Source organism: Paenibacillus sp. Soil766 (genome assembly GCF_001428105.1).
Classification (GTDB): domain Bacteria; phylum Bacillota; class Bacilli; order Paenibacillales; family NBRC-103111; genus Paenibacillus_E.
Window position 1 is genome coordinate 71846 of record NZ_LMSJ01000010.1, and the last position, 21697, is coordinate 93542.

The following is a 21697-nucleotide window of genomic DNA, read 5'->3' on the forward strand; positions in this document are numbered from 1 at the left end:
CCTCACAGAGAGTAGGTAGGTAAGATGATTTCTCTAAATGATACGCCCATGTATTTAGCACAATTCGCGAAGCTAATCCAAATGGATGAACATCGGCTATTTCGTATATGTAAAGGGATCGAGGAAAACGGATATCAATTAAACCGAAACGAACACGGGCATATCGATCTAACGGAGAAGGATATTACGGTCGTGTTGAGTTTCTGTTTGTGATTTTCACACAACTATCGAACGGAATTTCAGACGGTGTTGGTAGCGTTGGTGGCGTTGGTGGCGTTTGAGGGGCCACGTACGCTACACATTTGTATTAACTGGAAAATATACAGCTATTTACGAGGAATTTCTTCGAAAACTCGATTTAACTGTAAAATATGTAGTTAAAACTGCCCCTTTTGGACAGATCAGCCAAACTGTATAAAATTAACTGTATTTTCTCCATCTAATAAGCTTTTGATCGGAAAATTCCGAAATATAACTGTATAAAATCCATCTATTTGCCTGGAGCACCGTATAGTTAAGAAACTCCCAACCCGCATATTGCCGCCTCATCATGTGAAACTTATACATGTTTATGTGGTAAGAAAAAACCCGCTCCATGAGCGGGTTTTTCCATCCTAGTGGTCTTTTGAATCTTAGGCTCCTTTAAGCTCCTTTAAGCTCCTTTAAACTCCTTTAAACTCCTTTAAGCTCCTTTAGGGTCCTTTGGGTCCTTTGGGTCCTTTGGGTCTATTGGATCTTTTGGATCTTTCGGTTTCTTAGGCTTCTTATCGTGATGCTTATCGGTATAATCGACTTTAGGCGCCTGCAATCCGCCTGCCAGGACAATCTCTCTGATGTCTTCACCGAGGTAGAAACTTAAATGCGGCGGCTGATTGTACGCCGTGTTCTGCCATGCAATTCCGTTTCTGTATACCGGGTCATGCATAAGTGTATAAATCCGGTACTCCGTAGGAATCGTTGTACTGAAGATCCTAAGTTCCGAGCTGTCTGTTGTAGGCAAAAGAACTTCTTCGCGCCAGTCTCCTAAGATATCGGCCTGTAAGGTCGGAGTCGCCTTCGTTCCATTGTTGCTGACTACGTCTGCGAAGCTTTTGAAGGGCTCCGATTTCTTCGTTACTGGATTAAACTTTGAAATGGATGTATTATCCAGTAATTCACTCAATAAATCCCCATCCCAGTAAAGGGCGAAATTCACAGATACGCCTGCCGTTCTAAAGCTATCCGCAACGACCTGCCCCTGTACGTTGTAAATGCCTCCGCCCGACGCTGGTGTGGTACCTCCTGTGCCCCAGAACTCAAAGCCTGGGCTTGCGGTAATATTGGCCGCCAAGCCGCGTCCAGTATCCACGTAACCATTGTAGGACATCAATGTTTCCCCTGTTGCAGCATCATGCAGTTCAACCGATGCAACAGATGGGACTTCATGTACCGCCATGACCTGCAAACCTTCACGGGCTGGGTCAAATGCCCCTACATGAAGCGCATCGCCATGCGAACCCTGTTCACGCTGCATCTCGCCATTCATTTCATAGAGGATGGTGCCGTCCTGATCCAGGGTCAACGAACCTGCGATAATTTCGTCGAAACCATCATTATCAACATCCGCTGTGGCCAGATTGTGGAAGCCTAGACCTGCCCCCCTGCCTGCTTGTGCGGAGTCGAAGGTCCACTCTTCTTTGAGCTTGCCATTCACTAAGCTATAGGCCACATACGTCGTCCGTTCATAATAGCCTCTGCCATAAATGGCGCTCGGTTTCTTACCGTCCAAATAAGCCAGCCCTGCAAGGAAGCGATCCGAACGATTATGCCAAGTGTCTCCCCATGAAGCTACATCACCCAACGGGAATGCATAATCAATGGTGTCGATCTCCTTACCCGTTTCACCCTTGAAAACGGAAATGTACTCTGGCCCCCCGAAAATATGGCCGAACTCATTTACCCATTTGCCATTATCCGCCGCATTGCCAATGACACTGATTACCTTGCTGCTGTCAAATTTCCCATCCGTTGTCCCATAGACGGTCGTTGCATCTGCCGTTTTAATGAGGAATTCGCTTTTGCCATCCCCATCATAATCGGCAATGATAAATTGATGATAATGCGCTCCTGATGTGAGGTTAAGCCCCATATTCATCCGCCACAATAGTGTGCCGTCCATTTTATAAGCATCAAAAACCGTCGGCCCCGTCATCGCGTTCTGTGAGCTGTCGATGGCGTTAGAAGGGTACCATTTCACAACAACTTCGTACTCACCATCACCGTCCAAATCTCCTACACCAGCGTCATTAACACTATACGTGTAGCTGCCAGTAGCCGTTGTTCCTCCTTCAGGCTTTTGCATAGGGATTGATAGATAATCGTTAGCTGCTGCTAATGTTTCCTCTCTGCCCTTTATTGCCTTTCCATTTACAAGTGTCTCCACTTCGTAGGCGTCACCTGGGACACCAGCTGTATCCACATAATTCGTAACAGACAATTGTGATGTATTCAGCTTTTGCCCGTTGCGGTAAATATTGAACTTCACATCGCGATCATACTCGTCTGCAAGCAGACGCCAGCTAACGAATATGCCCTCATTTGATTTCAATGCGATTATGCCTCTGTCCAGCCACTCTGTCTGTCTTGCCGTGTTTGGCGGTGTAAGACGGTTGTATACGTATTGGGTTGCATATCGACCAAAACCGTTTTCCAGACTCGCAGGAACCGCTAGTTCACCCTTGAACGTGTATACGCCCGCTTCATGCGGATTCCAAGGCTTGCCAACGTTAACCCACGAACTTACAGGCACGATTCCCTTACTATTATTTGCTAGGGTAACGCTAACCGATTGCGGTAAACCAATGGAATGGATATCCGACGTAGTTTGATCAACATACACCGTATGATAGGATAACTTATCTACTTTCGTAATTCGATTTTCTGGAATCGGCATATGATACACACCGAAGTTATCAAGGTACGTCGTCCAAGCGATATTATTGCCAGATGTCCGCATGCCCACCAATTTAACCGAAGCGACGGAACCGTCAAAAGCTACACCATTCAATGAAGACGTAAATTCTTGACTTGTGCCCGCAGCTTTATCGGTAAGCTTGAATTTGACAACCTCATTTTCCACATCAAGATTAATCCCTACCCTATACCACGCTTGAGGATTCGTAACACCCGTACTCGCGGCAGGCTGCTTTCCTGCAAAATATTGCAAAGGTGCGTTATTCGTATTGTTTACCGTAAATACCGTATTGCCCGTGCTATCGAGGATCCTAAACTCACCGCCGTTTTCACTAGGATTGCTCGCGGATTTATCATTCACCTTGCCAGGATACCAATCAAATTCAACAAGAATTTGGCTGCCTTTCACCGAAGTGCCGAAGCTCTTAGTCGCTACGCGCCCCCCGCTTTGGTTCGTCTGAGTGAACTGCAGCATGGGAGTGGTATTCCCCATCACTTCATATGTATTAATCGATACCGTAGCATTCGCTGTTACAAATCCCCAATTAATAGGGTCCGGCGCGACTGAATCACCGAAATCACTATAATAAACGCTATCGAGTTCAGTCCCGTTGTTACCAACAGCGGCGGACGCCACCAACCAGTTCGGTATTAAGAGAGCGCTTGCAAGAAGTAACGAAACGACTTTTCTCCATTGTCTGTTAGTTCGCATTGTTATTTTCACTCCTTCTGTTCGAGCTATGAGAGTATTGTGCATTCTCTCGGTAATTCCTCATCGTGCAAGGTTTTGCATATCCTAAGAATCACTTGCTGCCATCCGTCAGAACTGCTCCCTCTTCCCCCCTCGCCAAACAGAATCCAAAGCGTTGACCCCTACAGCTCATACCTGTTGGTATGATTGGCCCGTGTACTAACTGTAGGACTTGGCTAGCTGCGCCGTCTATTAGACATTTCTTTAAAAATGAAATTCTCTTGCAGGATACCATTTGGCAGATATATGACATTTTTGACTAAAGTTCTCTTTTCTTGATCTCGTATATAAAAAGGGTATAAAAGCATGAAAAAATAGACCTCTTAGCCATTTCGTTGGCAGGTGAGGTCTATTCCTTAGTAATCCCTAGCGACTACTTGGCATTCGCGAGCTCGATCATCTTACCTTGCGACTCTTTGAATATACGTACTAGGGATTGCACCTTATCAAACTCATAATCGCCAGGACCATAGTTGTCCATGAACATTTTCTTCAACAATTCCCCATAAAAGGTAACTCTCTGCTCAAGCAAATCATGCTCAATCTGAATGATTTCCTCAATAGAATGATTGCCAATGAATTCTTCTGTTTCATCAATAGGAGCGTCCCGCCTGCCCCCTCTACGTTCCGCAGGATTCAATCCCTCAGGCTCGCTCGATGGATCCAATTCAATCGATGTTCGTAAGCTCGATAATGCAATATTTTCTTTGGCCAGCATGATTTGAAAATATTTATTTTTGAATAAATCAATGATGACGAGTTTGCATAGCTCTCGATTTTGAAGGAGCATTCCGTCAAAGGGATGGATGGTCCAGTACCCATTTTTCAGAAAAAGATTTAACTTGAACAGTTCGCTGCCATAGATATATTCGATGTTAATATTTGAATCTGACATGATTTCAAAAGAGAATTCTAACATAGACGGACCTCCCCGAACGATACCCTTGTCTTACGCCATGACTTGGTTTATTTGCTTCCTACAACCCATCTTAAACCCCAGTTATAGGCTTGATCCATTTCGGGATGACCCTTAAAATGCCGTACAATTCGCTCAATACTCAACGTTTCATCCTTCACATTCTGAGACAAGGCGATGGCACACATCGGGAGATCGTTGTCGTGTTCATCGAGTTTAACAATGATGTCAGGTCCGCCATTTTGCTTTATCGTGACAATGCCATCCGCCTCAGACCATCTCGACACACCCTCGTATATGAAGGTAAAGATGAGTATGCGTTTGAAATTTGCCAGCTTGGTTCCATTAATTCGAATGTTCTCTCCCGTTTTAACCGAGCCAGTTCGATCATCACCATCGAGAGCTATATAAGGTTCACGCGTAAGCGATCCGAATGTGTTGCCTAGCGCCTGAACTAAACCTTTTCTGCCATCCTTAAGTTCATACAGACAAGCCAAATCAAGATCGATTCCGTTTGGTGAATCCACCCAGAAGGCGACGTCATCTTTTGGTTTTTGATTCCAGTTCAGGTTGATTAAGATTTCCCCTAGACCGCCCGATTTCTTCTCGAGGTTGATCTTATCCCCTTTTTTCGCCAATACAATCTTGGAAAGATTAATCTGTGGCTCTGGTTTCGGTTCTGGTTTCAGTTCTGGTTTCGGCGGCGCGATCTGAATGTCCGGTGCTTTCAACGTTGGCTCATCATTTACAACAACACCATAGCTTGCACATAGCGCTTTAAGGCCTCCAGCATATCCAGCACCGATTGCGCTGAACTTCCACTCACCGTTGTATCTATATAATTCTCCTATAACAATGGCCGATTCTACGGAGAACTGATTACCCAAGTCATAACGAAGTATTTCTTGCCCTGTTGCTCCATTCACGAAACGGAGATAGACGCTGCCCACCCCGCTGAAGTTTTGACGCCTGGCTTCACTTTCATAGATCGTCAGTGTAAAAGCAATCTTATCAACGGCCGTCAGCACACGTTTCAGATCGATATTCAGTTGTCTTTCATTTGTCTGCTTCTCGATGTATGTCATAAAGCTGTTACTCGGATTTCCGTAAAAAATAAGATCTTCATCACCACGAACCTTACTGTTCTGCGCAAGCAAAAAGGCCGAAGTATCGAGCTCAATTTCTTTGGGGGCCTGCCAACCGATAAAGACAGTTATATTGGAAAGTTCTGGGTGCGTTTTCGTTACATCTACCTTTTGTCCTTTGATTACAGCAACGACGGTCATGTTGACTTCACCCTTCTTCATAAAATATGTAAACCTAAGGGTGGCAACCAGAAGGCAACCACCCTTTACAAGCCAACATCTAACTCAAGCCATAGTTCGTTACTAGCGCAGCCAATCCGCCTGCGAAACCACTACCTACCGCTTGGAATTTCCAGTCGCCTCCATGACGATAAAATTCACAGAAGACGACCGCTGTTTCTATGGAAAAGTCTTCACCTAAATCATAGCGAAGAATCTCATTCTTATTCGCTTCATTCACTACTCTTACGAAGGCATGGCTCACTTGGCCAAAGTTTTGGGCACGTTGCTGCGCATCATGAATCGTAACGGTTATACCGATACGAGAGATCGCGGCAGGTATTTTGGAGAAATCGATCAAAATCTGCTCGTCATCACCATCGCCTTCCCCGGTGCGATTGTCACCTGTATGAGCAACAGCGCCATCATACGCTTTAAGGTTATTATAAAATACAAAATCAGCCGCTGATTTCGCTTTGCCATCTTCATGCAGAAGAAATGCGGAGGCATCGAGATCAAAATCTCCACCGCCATTATATCTATTGGTATCCCAGCCAAGTCCTACAATTATTTTGGTTAGACCTGGGTTCGTTTTGGTTAGGTCAATGCGTTGACCTTTGGATAAATCAATCGACATAGTTATCTCACCTTTCACATCATATATTGGACATGCCTATATAGAACAGTTTACCATATTTAAATAGATTTGTTACTCTGTGTAGAAGAAGCAAAAAAGAAGCATCCTCAACGAATGCCTCTTCTTGTTTGCAAAGGGATATAGCACGGTGTCGCGGATGTCGCGGACTACTTTTTAAGCGCATCTGCAATGGCAGGCAGGGATTTATCCGTTTAATTGAAGTATCCTAGGAAAATATAATCCGGATTGATCTTAGTTAAGCCTTCAAGGCTAAGCTGTGCGCCATCTCCATTCGCTTGCTCTGGTGGCTTCAGACCGAGCGGCTCGTAGTAATGACCGACATATTTGGTGCCTTGCAGCCACATCGTTTTCTCTCTAACCTGTGCGTAAGCAACGGTTCCTTCCACGCCTTTAATCCGATCCTTCGCTTGAGCAAACGCCGTGGTGAACTGCTCGATTGCTTTTTCGCAAGCTCCTCCTGCCCCAGCATTTCACCGAACTTTGTCATCACACCTGACCAATCGTTCCAAACATCCATCTTTGTTTCATCCAGGAATACGAGGTGGGGGTTGCTCAATGTTGGACTGGAGGCGGGATTCACTAACCAAGTCTGCTCTCCGACGACTGATTTAGCCGAATTTTATCCGGGTTAATAACGAAATAGACACGTTGGATTTGAGAAACCTGCGAATCCATTTCCAACATTAGCAACGAAACTGGCGTATCCTTCTCATAAAACACCACCCCTGGCTGCCCGTTCCACATCGTCATAGCATACGTCAAGTGCGTATACCGCTTGGCCGAAACTCCAATCAAGAATGACACCACACGCTCCCTGCCATAAATCGGATTAATCGCTGTGCTAACTTTCCCGCCTCCATCGGATATCAGCCTCGAAGTATCGGTCAATAATCGAACCAATGCATGCGAGTCTCCTCTTTGGAACGCAGTCACAAACTGCTCAACCAGCGAAGCCTGCTGCGCTTGACTGACTGGTGTTTGTAAGCGATTAGGGTTTAGCTTCTTTTTAGCGCGACTATATATCTGGCGGCAGTTAGCCTCTGATTTGTCCAACAGCTGAGCAATCTCTGCATACGGATAATCGTAAGCCTCCCGCATCACAGTAATCGCTCTTTCTAGCGGTTCCAACTGCTCAAGCATGATCATAAAGGCATACGATAGCGATTCACGTTGCTCCGCCAACTGATTCGGCTGCTGCCAAGCTTCAGAGGTTGGTTCCGGCAGCCAGGTTCCGGGGTATACCTCCCTTTTCTTCCTAGCTGATTGCAATATGTTCAGGCACCTATTCGTCGTAGCACGCGTCAGATACGTCTTCACATGCTCAATCCGATCCAGCTTGTCGTGAACGTCCAAGAATAGTTCTTGAACGACATCTTCCGCGTCCGAAACCGATCCCAGTAAATGATATGCCACGGATTTCAGGTATGAATAATACGTAGTATAAACCGTTTGGAAGTGTATAGTCACAATATTCCCCCTTCTGCTCTATCCCCATGGAATAGCAGATGCAGACCTAGTATATCAGCGAAAAGAAAAATTTTCCATATAGCAAATCCGTCTATTCCGAAAGGCTTTTGTGGATTTTCATAAAAAAGAAATGTTTGTTGTCACGAAAAGTTACCCTCAATTGTCTAGATCACGCGTAACCAAAAAAAATACGGAAAGAGGAGATTTATCATGAGTACACGATTTGATTATTACAAGGCCTGCCCTGAGGCGACAGACATGATGTTAAAGCTAGAAGCGTTTATCAAAAGTAATGGACTAGATGCACATTTATACGAGTTAATTAAGCTAAGGTCGTCTCAGATCAACGGCTGTTCGTACTGCATTGACTCTCATACGAAAGATTTAGTTAAACTAGGCGAAACGGACCAGCGGCTCTATTTGCTTCCTGTATGGAGAGAGGTACCTTTTTATACCGAGAAGGAATGTGCCGTGTTGGCATTAACCGAAGCAGTGACTCAAATCGCAGATGCAGGAGTACCGGATGAAGTATATGAACAGGTGAGAAGAGAATTTGATGAGCGACAATTCATGGTGCTGCTTATGGCCATAAATACGATTAATAGTTGGAATCGAATTGGAATTGCGACACGACTGCTGCCTAGTCGGAAATAGAGGTCTAGTGTAGGATGCAGTACAGTCGACAGCTTGGGGCTGCTCCTAGGTTATAATCTACTCAGGAGCAGCCATTTTGCCACGTGTCTGCGTGCATGTTAAGCATCATTTTAAAAGGAGTTCCTCCAAGCTGTGCAGAATTCCCCTCATAGAGCAGACCGACAATGATCGGCATACAAAATGGGGGATGAAGATGAATATTTCGACCGTGTTCAACACGCACAATTCAAAGCAAGAATCACATGTTTCGCTTCGTGACCAAGACGTCATCCGACGGAACTTTATTGTTTTTCTGGCTATTACTGTAACTGCTTTTCTCATATATATGAGTGTGCTTGCCTTAGGCGCGGGTGCGATGGACTCTAGTCTTAAGTTTACGCTTATATTTGAAACACTCATTTGGTTGACGTTTGCCTACTTGCATTTCTCCAAAAAGTTTATTCATTATTTATGTTATTTCGCGGTCATTACCAGCGGCATTTCGACTACCGTGCAGATGACAGGAACATCGGATGTCACCAACGTCTTTTCCGTCTATTACATGATGCTCATGGCGCTTATTTTCATGAAAATGCTGCCTTGGCTCATCTCTGCTGTATGGGGACTTGCTCTGGTACTCTACCAATTCGTCGGCCAAAAAGATGCGCTGCAAATAGATCCACAAACAGTACCTACTTATCTCATTTATTTTTTCTTAATTAGCCTTCTGATGTTCGCCGTTTTGAAGGTTACTGGCTATATGAACAAAAGCATGGAAGAAGCCCGGAAGCAAGCGGAGCAGTTCCTTGCCCTTCAGCAGGAGCAACGTGAAATCTCCGCCAAGCAAGTTACGTTGGTCACCGAGCATCTGCATTCCATCACACAATCAGCCGAGGAAGACAGCTCTTCCTTTGATGAAATGAACAACGCCTTCCAGGATATTGCAACAGGCGCAGGCGACCAAGTCGACTCCACTCTATCCATTAATGAGTCCGTGAATCACATGAATGAGCTGATCAAAGAAATGTCCGACTCGATCTACAACTTGCTTGGAAAAACATCCGAAGCTGCTACGCTCTCCGACCAAGGTCTCGGCCGTATGGAGCAGCTTTCGGATACTTTCTCAGCTTTCACCAAAGATATTGAGGCGGTTTCGCACGACACAACTTCCCTGATCGAGCGTTTAGATGAAACAAGCCAATTCAGCGACACCATTCAGGATATCGCGAATCAAACGAACCTCCTTTCGCTCAATGCCAGCATTGAGGCGGCAAGAGCAGGCGAACATGGCAAAGGCTTTGCAGTCGTCGCTAATGAAATCCGTAAGCTGGCCGATATGACAGCTAAATCTGCGATTCGCATTTCCGAGCAATTGAAGGAATTCACTGAACTGTCTAGCCAAACCCGTGCCCGCATGGATCAAGTCTCTCTGCGCATGCAGCAGAGCACGGAGATTACAGGCCAAACAAAGCAATCGTTCGAGTCCATTACCGATTCCGTCACGATGCTTAAGGTACTCTCCACGAGTTATGGCGAGCTTATGGATCGGATCACCAACTCATCCGTAACGATCAGCGATTCCACGACCAACTTGGCGGCGATCTCTGAGGAAGCATCTGCGACACTCGAAGAGTTGTCCGCAACCTTGCAATCCCTGCTCGTCAACAATCGCAAGAACTTGGCTCGTATTAAGGAAGCCGAGCAAAACTTGCGAGTGGTCACTCAATAACGCCATATATCAAAAAGCTATCCTCCGGTTGGGGATAGCTTTTTTGTGCATGCTCACTTTTCTTATATTATGAATTCTTTAAAAAAGTGAATTAATCCGTTTAGAGAACTAACAACAATAACAGGAGATTCCTCTCGTGTCTTAATTTTTATCCGGATTTACTATCAACTTCCCTAATGGATCAGTCCAGTGCTTGTAACCACTATTTGACCCTTCGTCATGAACAGCTACTTTCGTCCCGCTTACCGATCCTTGAAATGCCTTTAAGACCTTAAACTGCCCATTTCCAATCGCACTAATATGGCCAGTAGTTAACATTTCCTCTATTTCATTCGGTAACCATTCACCTTTGTGTGTATTAGGCTTCAGATTAGGTTTTAAGATAGAATTAGGTAATACTGCAATCCTCCGCATTTTATCGCCTGTTTTATCGAACCAACCATAAGCCTGATCGCCTATACTAACAAGGACTCCTGTATTGACCAACGTAATATCACCTTTATGGAACACCTGAATATCATTCATATACAATTCCCCCATATCTTTGTGAACTCGTTATTATGACCATAACTCAGAAACTTCACTTGCCTTTAGCAGCGCATCTAGACTCGAATACCGCGCTTTCCGAACCTCCATCACATCACTACTACCAAGACCTACTTTTTGCTCTAATTCAATAGCTGGTCCCTTGAAGTAAATAATGTATTTGTTCGTATTTTGAAAATGTTTAATCTCCTGCACCTCTGCGTAGTGTGTAATTCCACTGTACGGTGCTCCACGATAGCAAGCAATATACTTAATGGTTGGAATACGCCACTCTGCGATACGAACTGAATACCATTGTTGCTTTTTAAGGAACACTTGTTCAAACCCTTCATTTCTAGCCGGAAATATAGCTAGATCTCTCGTCCCTTTAGCCTCCTCCCCTAATCTTTGTTCTTCTAACTCATCTTCACCATTTTTATCTTTAGAATCGAGTAATTCCTCAATGTTAATAAAATGATCCTGCAGCAGTACTTCCGCAGCCGCTTTAACATATTCCTCCACAGCTGTCTCAATCAATTGATTACGCGAAGTTACCAGTTTGCCGCCTGTTAGACCTTTGAACTGTTCAACGACAACATCAGTCATTTGAAGTACTCTCTCATCAATCATGAGAGAAATTTGCCTCTTGGCTCCTTCCTCTTTGCTAACATTCAATGCTTTTCTAATGGTTTCTTGAAGTGATTTGGACATTCGACCCTTCCTCCAATCATTATCTTAATATAAGATTATCATATGTAATACAATATGTAAATACATACTACACGACATATGGTTTAACATTTTAACTTTAATACATTCTAACTAGGCCTCGAAAAGCGAAAATACCGTCAATAGCGTCAATGGGACGCAACTGACGGTACTGACGGTACTGACACAGAGACAATATCCTTGGAGTGACTGAGGCTTTATCCCCTGTTACGCACTACCTGTTGTGGTTTTGCCTCTTTTTGCTTATTCCTCCCTATTCCAACTTATTTAATAATCTCCTGATCACGACAACGGCTTGCGCACGAGTCGTTATCCCTGCTGGTTCAAATGCTGCGTCACTCATACCTCGGATAAGTCCTTCCTTCAACGCGAGCTCTACATCGGCTCTTGCCCAGTTCTGAATTTTATCGCTATCAGCAAAGTCATCTATTGAAATTGTATCTATAGACGAACTTCTGTCGAGACCCGTAAATACGAAAGCTCTACTGATCATAACGGCCATTTGTTCACGAGTAATCGTCTCATCTGGGGCAAAAATTCCCGCTTCCAAACCGTTAACAAGACCTTTGGATGCAGCCGCCAGTACGGCCTCGCGGTACCATGCATCTTTATTTACATCCGTAAATTGTTCGTCTTGACTGTTCCCGTTTACCCCAATACCCAAAGCTCTAACAAGCATGGCGGTGAATTCAGCTCTTGTGACGAAGCCTTCCGGTCTAAACGCTGTCGGTGATACCCCGTTCACCAACAAACGCCTTGCCATCCAATCGATATCCTGCTGAGCCCAATGTCCCGTAGTGTCCCCAAATTGATTGGTAAAGCTCATCACAGCGTACGGACCCGGAGCGTTGATATCGAACAGCAAGCCCTTGCCATCCGCATTCTTTTTGCTTGGGACATAGATCCAAGATTTGGAGTCTGCATCATAGCGATATACCTCTGCAGATTTTTCGTATAGTTCAGGATACTCCCCTTGCAGCATGTTTTTCTCGGACAGGGAAATCGGTGTAACTTGATCTCCTTTAACCGCTTCTACATGCAAGAACACCGCACTCGTCAGCATCTTCACCGCATCACTTTGTGCGCGTGCCGCTTCTGTCGCGGCTTTTTCCAACTGCTCTTCAGCTTTGACAATAACCAAACGAATCTTCGAACCTTCAGCCAAGCCACTGGTTTGAACGGATCCCGCATTCAGTTTCACATGCATAAGCTTTGTCTTCACGATTAACTCAGCTTGTGCTGCATTCAGCTCACGCATGCTTTCCACTGGCAATTGAAGGATAAGCTCATCCAGAGACTCTTGCACCTCGACATACAGCTGCTTCGATTTCTTGCCATCTTTTAAGGCTTCGGCAACAGCATCCTGGCGGATATCCACAACTAGGGCGGTTCCACCGTTTGAGGCTGTCTTTTTCTCCATACGGGCCGTCTCACCTAAGTTTAGAGGGTCCTTCGTTGCCGGAACTGAACCTCCGGAACTGCCAGTACTGTCACTACTGTAGCTAACGTTTAACCTATACGTCTTCACAAGCTTCCCACCATCAAGCGAAACCGTAATAGGAATTATATAATTTTCCGGTATCGTTATGGTCCTCGGAATCCCGCTCAATACCGCATCTGTGCCAAATTTCAATATAGCATTGCTATGCGCTGCAGTTGCAGTCACTGTAAGTTCCTTCGTTCCCTTAGGGAGCAGCAAGCTATAATCAACTTTAGCAGAATCGAACACAGGCGATAGTGTCCCGCTTCCAACCGTCAGACTGCTGAGATCTGCGTTAACATCAGAAGTCAATGACACGTTCCCCGCTGTCGAATTGTTCCCTTTACGGTCTTTTACAGCTCCGTCTAACAAGGCGAGGGTGGACTGCTCGATAATAGGTTCACTCATTGTCAAGAGCAACTCAGGCGTTTCTGTTTCATCTCGCTTCATTACAGCAACAGCAGAACTTACGATATCCGCCACCATGCCATTCACTTGGAACTTGGCAGGATCAGCAGTCATTTGGATGGGCTCATTGAACGTCAGTCGAATGATCCGGCCGCCGCTCTCCACTTTGGCTCTTTCCACAATAGGCCCGGTAGTATCAAGTTTCACCACTGTGAAACTACGCGGATCTGTATCACCCTGTAGAATCCCCGTATTCGCATAGCTGGTGTAGTAGCTTTTGCTTAGTTTCACCTTGTAAGTTCCACCTTCTACAAACCGGTTCTTCGGAGTGAAACGGACCGTTCGGGACAGCATAACACCGGCTTCACTTGCACTTTCTTCGATCTGTATGAACTGAGCAGCCCCCTCCACTTCAGCATCGCTCACATCAGTGATCTTCACGGCAGTTCCCGTAAGATCTGTTACTTTGAGGTATTTGGAGAATGTAAGATCAACATAGCTGCCCCCATTGTAAGTCACACCGGTTACCGTTGTGACTTTAGGTGAGACTCGTGAAACCAGTCCGGCATTTACCTCCGTATGCGGAGGTGGCACATCTAATTCAGCACTTGTAAGGGGCTCGTATGGGTCTCGGTCTCCATCTCCATCTTCGTCTTCGTTTTTACTCCAGCGAACTCTCCATTTCCCAGGCGGCACATCCCACCCGTACTTACCGGCTTCATCGGTTAATTGCGGATTAATCTGATCATATTCCTCAGCTTTCCAAACCTTCCATTCACCGGAGTTCGTATCCAGATATTGAACGGTTGCCGTTACACCCGCAAGTGGGTTGCTCTTTACAGCTTCATAGACATATCCGCTCGGGTCATAAATCCACTGAGGATTGGCTATTAGGCGGCCCTTCCTCTTTTTCTTATCCGGATTATCGTCGCATTGATTGTATCCCGAACCTACGGCATCGATCTGTTCATCAACATAATTATCAATCTTGTCTCCCGCAACACTCGTAGCTGCACCGGCAACCACTGCGCCAGGGCCTGTTAATGCCATAGCTCCGGTCCATGCACCTAGCGCGGTTTTCGCAACTTCACCAATGACCACTGCTGCTAAAGCCTTACCGGCCAGCTTTGCGGTCGTTGGCATTTCTTCGATACAGTCCATCCCGCTCGACTCAACGTTGTACATGATTTTGTTAATCTTCTCGGCATAGCCTTTATACCCCTCGTACTGCTCCTTGATGCCAGAGACATGTTCTTTCACGCCATCCACATCGCCTTTTATTTCCATAAAATACTCCGCGGTATGACCCCAGTCCCCCGATTTGGTAGCCGCCATTGCGCTGCTTCCAGCCAAAGGCTGCAACTCATTACCTACCAGATCTCCTGGCATATATCCACTCATAGCAATCGTGAACGATGTATCCGTTTCGGTGACCTCGACGTTCTTCTGTATAGCTGGCACCCCGGAGCGTACAGCCAGCGCTTTTTCCTCCTCGGAGGGCTTGTAGGTCGAGTTAGGATCTAAAGTAAGCTTAATGCTCATCTTCTTATTGTTAAGCTGCGGAAAGCTAAGTTCTACCGTCCCCGCGTAGACACCATTGATTTTCTCAAAAGGAGTCGTAGATACGACCTCGAAATCCCTCATTTTCGGAGGAAACGCCGTTCGAATCTGCTCCATGTTCGGCAGTGCACCATCGTAGGTGCGTTGTGTTTTTTTGACGTCATAGTCAACATAAATACCACCCAACGCGTCATGCGTAGTAGGCACAATCGCTCGGAATAAGCTGCCCTCTCTTAAGGCGAATATCGGCTCCCCTTCCTGACCGTCCATATAAATGCGAACATTCTCCACCAGATCTGGGTTAGTAAACTCGAAATCGAATTGGAACGGATGGCCTGGAACTACGGTATATGAAAAATTCGGAGCTTCCTTGCCCGCTTCAACAGTCACCCATTTCCGGTCTGGCATTTGAGCGAAAGCCATTTTAAGCAACTGCGGCCCTCCATTGTCCATCTGGACATATTCCTTTTCCGATTGTAGGTCCACATTGTTCACGGTTGTTGTTGCCCACAATGCGTGCATACTTGGATTGCCCAAATCCGCAAGCGTCGCCATAGTCTTCCAGATACCTGCGGCATTCGTAACGGCTCCGCCTACTTTGACATCAGTATCATAGATGCTGATGGTACTTCCGGCAGGCGCATAGCCGCTAAGCACCGTTTGCATATTGGCATCCGAAACACGTTTCGGAGCATCCAACGTCACTTTTGGTGTATCCATTTGCACAGCGCCGATGATTTCGTCGACCGATTCGGTACCAAGCATCGTTTTCATCCTCGCGGAGACAGAAACGCTGCTTTTATCAAAAGAAGGAGATACCGCTAGCTTGTAAGTAACCATCCCGTTATCATTTTTAGCCAAATCACCTAACTGAACACTTATCGTACGTTCATCCACAGTAATAGGATTACCGTTTCCTCCGGTCACCGCCTTATTTCCATTGGAATCAGATACCAATGTCATTCCCTCAGGAATTTCCAGCTCCAACGCGGCTTTAATGGCCTTCTGCTCATTATTGTTGCGATAGGCTGCTCTTAGCGTGATGGTACTGCCTGGAATCGCACGTGAAGGTTGAGCCGAGAAATGATTACCCGCTTTGTTAAGGAAGTAACTGGATGTACTAAACGAGATCGAGTCCAAGTTCAAGATTTGATTCTCTGCAACTACAAAATCTCTTGTTGCATACTCGTACCGATATTTATATCCCTGTTCTCGTATACTTTTGTAAATTTCCATGCGGTAACTGCCGGCCTTCGGAACATTCACATTAAAGGGCGTTGTGCGGAAATTATCATCCCAGACGTTAGCTACCGTCACCTTATTCCCGTTTGCCTTCAGTTCATAAAGTGTAGCGCTATAATAAATATTACGGTCGAGCTGCACTTTCCCCTGAACACGAGCGCCTTTTTCTTCTAACCGAATTTCGGCCGTGGCATTCGAGTTTTCATCCATGATGACATTTTTACAAACGCTCACGAAAGCGTATATCACACCGGATACACACACATTCACCGGAGTGCCTGGCGTTCCGCCTAGCGTAACTGCATTGGAATAATACGTATGAATCCATCCATAATTGGTTTTAATCGTGGACGAAAGATTTTCGTTTTGCATATCGAGCGGACCTTGCCACTCGGTGTCCAGCGCCTTTTTGAACACTTTGAGGTTAATAACCCCTTTCTCCGGCTGTTTCACCGGAATGTCCATCTTTGTCGTAAGCTCGGCAGGAACTTGCGCCGTGATCAGACCGGAGCTGTACCCGTACGAATACTCTGCTGCTTCCAGCACCACTTCCCCAGCAAAAAGCTCAAACTGCACTCTACCGTCTAAGCTGGTGCGCGCTTTGGCCACGACAGGTTTTCCCTTGTAGATTTGGGTAGCCGTTACATACGCATTGAATACCGGCTTATTATCCGGGCTCTTCACGGTTAGATCCAAGCTTCCTCTATCGAGAGAAACAACATTGACAGTTAATACATTGTCTCCGCCATCGAGTTTCATACTTAGATTAGAGCCGGCAGGAAGTTCATAGTACAAATCGCTCAGGTCCAGTTCGGCCGTAATCGTCTGCCCCTGAAGTAAACCTTCACGCCAATCTGTCATACCGTCTTCCCTTGTGGCCCTTGTATCCAGGAGCTCATGTTTCTCATCCCACAGTGTAACCGGAACATAAGGCACCGGCTTCCCTTCGAAGTTCAACACCTTTACCCTGAACTGTGCCGGCATCGAAACGGGAAGCGTTATCGAAGTTGTTCTACCCGGCTCAACGCGAACATGGTCTAAACTGCCCATCTCGTACAGATAATCCTGTGTTCGGAGGACAACACGATACTCATCGCTTGGCCAGACTCCGCTTAGCGTTTCAATTCCAGTGTCACCTATCGTAAAGGTTTCCTGTCCGGTTTCAGGGTTGTCAATACTTAGAATCGCGCCGGCCAGATCCGCCTGCGAGACTCCGGTAAAGTTAATTTGGAGCCCTCCGCCTACCGGAATCGGTAGATTATCAGCAGCTTCTTCTTCCACGTTCCCCGCTCTGGTCAGCGTCAATCTCATAGCCGTTAGTTCTGTCGCTTCCGATGAAAGAGTGAAAAAGCCCGAATAATAACCACCAAGCCCTAGTGATTCGCTTAAAGGTATCGTTATGGTTTTCGACTTCTGGACATTTCCTTCCCATTCCTTAAAGGATACATCCACTTTAGCTTCGCTTCCGGGAGTCCCTCCTGCATAAATGGTGATCTTGCTTCCTTTCACTAAGGCACCTTGGCCATTGCCCCGTTCCCCCAACCACGTAAAAAACTTGCCAGGATTTCCGTCTCCGGCCCAATTATAAGTAGGGCCGTTCATGCTCATGTGATAACGACTGTCAATAGCCTCCACTTGGAATAAGTAATCGTCGCCATCCTCACGCACCTGATTGGTCAACGTTATCGTTCTGGCTTGAGATGCCGGTACATAGGCAATAGGCTTGCTGTTCTTATAAATCGCGTATCCCGTCACGCCATCCGGATCAGAAGCTTGCGGCCAGCTAAGGGTAATATGATCCGCACCTTCGTTGGTTGCCACCAAGGTACTTCCAGACGGCCATACCGGAACTGTTCCGTTAGCTGCAATGAAATAATCGTAAAGCTTAATTTCCACCGTACCGATTTTCTCTAAATAGGTGGAGAAAAAAGATACCGTTTTTCCCGTATCCCCTACCGTAGGTCTCTTACTAGCCGTTGATAGCGGGAAGGTAGAGCCTGGGACTTCCATTTTCGTAGACGCATAACCTTTATTGTCCGCCACATAGATATCCGAATCGTCTTGGCTTTCATTCGTTTTTACCTCGTAAGCGACATATCCACCATTTCGGCTAATGGAAGGAAACTGGCTGTCTCCCGGGTGTTGAGACCCATCGGCACGATTGGAAACCCTACTGAAACTTTCCTCGATATGATCATACACATAGATATCTGCTTTGTTGTTGTTATCCCCTGGGGCCAAATTACTGCTGAGCGTGGCAAAAGCCACATAACGGCCATCTCCACTAATCGAAGGCGAGTTTCCTTCCGAGATACGCTGCAGTGTTTTTCCTGCCTCGGCATTTCGATCGTATATATACACACTGTTCGTCCCGACATGATCCTCAAGATCCGTCAGCTTCGCCTTCGAGACAAAAGCGATTTGCTTGCCATCCACGCTGATGGAAGGACCCCAGCTGTCATTGTTGTAAGTATCTTCTTTAGGAATACTGATACGTTCCAACTTCGAACCTAATCCTGAGTGGTTATAGAGATACACGTCACGGTTATCGTTCGTATCTCCTGGCACCAAGCCCTTGGCCTCCGTATCAAATGCGATATATTGGCCATCGGCACTGATGGATACATAGTCCCTATCTTCTAATCTGTTCTCATTCGCAGAGATGGTACCATTAACCAACTCCAACGTATCCGCAACGCGGTCGTACCGGTAAACTTTAACCTTTGCGCTTGAAATGTCTTCTGCATACGTATAAGCAAAATATCGAGCATCGGAAGACATCGCAAAATGAATGACCGTTCCGGTTATATCCGGCGTACGAATGATCTGAATTATACCCGTACTGCGGTCCTGTAAAGCTACTACCTTCCGCCTGCTCGCCTGCTCGTCATCCAACGGGTAGGTCATCATTGCCAAGTACTTTTCATCCGCGCTGAGCATCGTAATCGGTGTGTCATAGGTGGCGTAGATCATGGAAAAGAACCCATGGTTCAGCTTATTAAGCAAATTCCAGGAAAGTGGTGTTCCTGTGAATTCGGGTATTGACGTAACTGCTGCGTTCTTTCCGCCAGGGCCGTACACGGCCTCAGTTATGGATGGTGATGGACTGCTGCCTGAATCCGTCGCACCGACCGCAACAGGCACCACACTGGTTGCCAGCAATGTCACAACCAAAATAACAGAAAGCTTTTCCCTCAAAGATTTAAAAAAACCTAGTCTCATATACAAGATTCCCTCCACCAATTGATACACACTGTATCATTATAGCAGATAATTATTTGGAAATCTGTTAGTTGACACACATTTATTTACGACAAACCAGCAATATGTAAAAAAAACAGCAACCTGTAAAACTAATAGTACTAAAGTGAACCCTCTAGGGGTTCAACTCTCTGTTTGTCCCACCATGAAAACAAAAGACACCCGAATGGGTGTCTTTTGAGGTGAGGGGAGTATTGAAATGTCCATTTAACTTGCTCCGAAGCCCACTCACCGATGACTACCTTAGCGGTACATTTCAATGCCGTGCTCCCTCCGCATACGCTCCGGTCCGCGCGGACTGAACCCGGTATTCCCAATTCATTGGAACCGTGCTTCGTTGCTCTTACAAGTAAAATTATGGGGCTCAGTTAATAAATTTCACTGCAGTCAGCATCCGTTTCAGCATTGTCACCGCTTGGGCACGGGTCGCTTGGCCACTTGGATCGATGGTCGCATCCGTCATTCCAGAGATCAGGCCAGCTTGAACAGCAGCTGCCATCTCCGCTTGCGCCCAGTTGATTGACTTGGCGTCTTGATATTGACCCAACAAAGTGCTTTGCTCGTCGGCGGAAACTGCAGTGGTGGTGCCGGTGTAATTGATGGCACGGATCATCATCGCGGTCAGTTCCTCACGCGTGATCGATGCATCCGGCCTGAACGCGCCGTCTTCGTAGCCGTTGACGAGGCCGGCATTCACCGCTGTCGCTACTGCTTGCGCATACCATGCAGTGGAAGCCACGTCCTTGAAGCCGTTAGAAGCCACAGAGCTGGTCAAACCCAACGCGCGAACAACAAGTGCAGCAAATTCGGCGCGGGAGATGCTGCGGTCGGCGTCAAATGTATGACTGCTTACACCGTCGACTATCAGCTTGTTCGCCAGCAGCTCAATGTCCGCTTTAGCCCAGTGATTTTGAATGTCATCGAAAGTCTTGTTGTTCTGAACAACGGTGTAAATGCTGTTGCCGTTACGCTTGAATGTCGCTATAGTCGATCCGTTTTTCGTTTCGAAAAAAGTCGGCACGAACACAAGAGTTTTCGTTGTTTCGTCGTACATAACCCCGGTGAACTTGCTGAAGTCCTGAATCACGCTTAAAATGACCGTACGCGACACGTACGTCTTGCCGAAGGCTACCGTTTCCGACTTCCCATCTTTGCTCACTGCTTCAACTCTAAAGTCGATAGGATCAGCAAAAATTGTCAAGCCGGTTCTGGAAGCCGCCGCGGTGACGAATTTCACGCTGTCTCCGGTTGGCTTCTGAACGGTTATTTTAATCGTCAAATCCGCTGTGCTAACGCCAAGGTCTTTTGCAAGTGCATCCAAAGTCAGCACGGCAAGCGGGAGCGTATAAGACCAAGTGCCTGAAGTAACCGTGACGCTTCCGCCGGCTTTCGAGGCATCCGACAGCGCTGCCGCCGGCATGCTGATGGAAGTTCCGGAGGTCGAAATCGTTACATTGCTGGCAGTAGAGAGAGCTGCTTTCAGTATGCTGGAATCTACGTTACCGTTCTTATCCGCTGTAACCTGGGCTCCACTACTTGTCGAGGCAGGGGGACCTGATGAACCGCCGCCTACAGCTCCTGCCGGTGTCGTTCCGCTGCTCGACTTGATCGTAGTAACCGCAACAGTGAGGGCACTCGATGCGTTGCCGCTCAAATCCTTAGCTACAACTGAGAACGTATATCCTGTACCAGGAGCTAAGCCGGTCACTTCGTAGGAGGAGTCGTTAACCATTGCCAGCAGAGTGCTGCCATTATACACCGCATAATTGACCTCACCGGAGTCGTCCGTAGCAGCCGGCCAATTAAGAGTCAGGCTGATTTGACCAAGGTTCGAGTACGTCAATGCTGCATTTTGCGGCCAGACCGGCGCAAGCCCACTTTTTGTTGCGCTTAACAAGTTTCCAGCAGGGTCGTAGGTGTAGTTAATGGTTGCTCCGTTTTCATAAGTAACGCTTATCAGACGGTTCAATTCATCGTAAGTATAGGTAGCAGCTTGAGTCACGGTATTGAAGGTGAAAAAAATGACAAATAGGAACAACCATAATCGAAACGTCTTTATCGCTCTCACCTCGAGTATATAAG

12 protein-coding genes are annotated in these 21697 nt (G+C 46.4%); 2 read left to right on the forward strand and 10 right to left on the reverse strand.

What is annotated here, in order from left to right:
- Nucleotides 1–682: 682 nt before the first annotated feature.
- From ASG89_RS36980 to sigJ, 6 genes are all read right to left on the reverse strand, one after another.
- Complete coding sequence (locus ASG89_RS36980) at nt 683–3664, reverse strand: rhamnogalacturonan lyase (protein ID WP_063867787.1); 2982 nt, start codon at nt 3662–3664, stop codon at nt 683–685.
- Nucleotides 3665–4076: 412 nt separating this feature from the next.
- On the reverse strand, nt 4077–4622 hold the full coding sequence (locus ASG89_RS08600; protein ID WP_057310189.1) for a hypothetical protein: 546 nt from the start codon (nt 4620–4622) through the stop codon (nt 4077–4079).
- 47 nt (nt 4623–4669) lie between these two features.
- Nucleotides 4670–5926 (reverse strand): TerD family protein, encoded by a 1257-nt coding sequence (locus ASG89_RS08605; protein ID WP_082592913.1) that lies wholly within the window; start codon nt 5924–5926, stop codon nt 4670–4672.
- Nucleotides 5927–5984: 58 nt separating this feature from the next.
- Nucleotides 5985–6560: a TerD family protein gene (locus ASG89_RS08610; protein ID WP_057310191.1), complete on the reverse strand. Its 576-nt coding sequence runs from the start codon at nt 6558–6560 to the stop codon at nt 5985–5987.
- 212 nt (nt 6561–6772) lie between these two features.
- Entirely contained in the window at nt 6773–6967 is a 195-nt protein-coding gene (locus ASG89_RS08615) for a hypothetical protein (RefSeq protein ID WP_057310192.1), read from the reverse strand.
- Between the two features lie 193 nt (nt 6968–7160).
- Nucleotides 7161–8048: an RNA polymerase sigma factor SigJ gene (gene sigJ, locus ASG89_RS08620; RefSeq protein WP_057310193.1), complete on the reverse strand. Its 888-nt coding sequence runs from the start codon at nt 8046–8048 to the stop codon at nt 7161–7163.
- A 210-nt stretch (nt 8049–8258) separates the two neighbouring features.
- Between sigJ and ASG89_RS08625 the strand changes: the two genes are divergently transcribed.
- Both ASG89_RS08625 and ASG89_RS08630 read left to right on the forward strand, forming a co-directional pair.
- Nucleotides 8259–8702, forward strand: coding sequence for a carboxymuconolactone decarboxylase family protein (locus tag ASG89_RS08625; RefSeq protein WP_057310194.1), 444 nt, complete (start codon nt 8259–8261; stop codon nt 8700–8702).
- A 193-nt stretch (nt 8703–8895) separates the two neighbouring features.
- Nucleotides 8896–10410, forward strand: coding sequence for a methyl-accepting chemotaxis protein (locus ASG89_RS08630; RefSeq protein WP_057310195.1), 1515 nt, complete (start codon nt 8896–8898; stop codon nt 10408–10410).
- Between the two features lie 141 nt (nt 10411–10551).
- Here ASG89_RS08630 and ASG89_RS08635 read toward each other — a convergent pair whose 3' ends face one another.
- From ASG89_RS08635 to ASG89_RS08655, 4 genes are all read right to left on the reverse strand, one after another.
- Nucleotides 10552–10935: a hypothetical protein gene (locus ASG89_RS08635; protein WP_057310196.1), complete on the reverse strand. Its 384-nt coding sequence runs from the start codon at nt 10933–10935 to the stop codon at nt 10552–10554.
- Nucleotides 10936–10968: 33 nt separating this feature from the next.
- Complete coding sequence (locus ASG89_RS08640; RefSeq protein ID WP_057310197.1) at nt 10969–11646, reverse strand: hypothetical protein; 678 nt, start codon at nt 11644–11646, stop codon at nt 10969–10971.
- 271 nt (nt 11647–11917) lie between these two features.
- Nucleotides 11918–19552 (reverse strand): S-layer homology domain-containing protein, encoded by a 7635-nt coding sequence (locus ASG89_RS08645; protein ID WP_235549668.1) that lies wholly within the window; start codon nt 19550–19552, stop codon nt 11918–11920.
- Nucleotides 19553–19979: 427 nt separating this feature from the next.
- Nucleotides 19980–21683: an S-layer homology domain-containing protein gene (locus ASG89_RS08655; protein WP_082592921.1), complete on the reverse strand. Its 1704-nt coding sequence runs from the start codon at nt 21681–21683 to the stop codon at nt 19980–19982.
- Nucleotides 21684–21697: the final 14 nt, after the last annotated feature.

What these genes read in the sequence shown, in the direction of transcription:
- ASG89_RS36980 (WP_063867787.1), bottom strand. Translation starts at nt 3,664, where the DNA reads ATGCGAACTAACAGACAATGGAGAAAAGTCGTTTCGTTACTTCTTGCA.
- ASG89_RS08640 (WP_057310197.1), bottom strand. Translation starts at nt 11,646, where the DNA reads ATGTCCAAATCACTTCAAGAAACCATTAGAAAAGCATTGAATGTTAGC.
- ASG89_RS08610 (WP_057310191.1), bottom strand. Translation starts at nt 6,560, where the DNA reads ATGTCGATTGATTTATCCAAAGGTCAACGCATTGACCTAACCAAAACG.
- ASG89_RS08635 (WP_057310196.1), bottom strand. Translation starts at nt 10,935, where the DNA reads ATGAATGATATTCAGGTGTTCCATAAAGGTGATATTACGTTGGTCAAT.
- ASG89_RS08600 (WP_057310189.1), bottom strand. Translation starts at nt 4,622, where the DNA reads ATGTTAGAATTCTCTTTTGAAATCATGTCAGATTCAAATATTAACATC.
- ASG89_RS08625 (WP_057310194.1), top strand. Translation starts at nt 8,259, where the DNA reads ATGAGTACACGATTTGATTATTACAAGGCCTGCCCTGAGGCGACAGAC.
- ASG89_RS08630 (WP_057310195.1), top strand. Translation starts at nt 8,896, where the DNA reads ATGAATATTTCGACCGTGTTCAACACGCACAATTCAAAGCAAGAATCA.
- ASG89_RS08605 (WP_082592913.1), bottom strand. Translation starts at nt 5,926, where the DNA reads ATGAAGAAGGGTGAAGTCAACATGACCGTCGTTGCTGTAATCAAAGGA.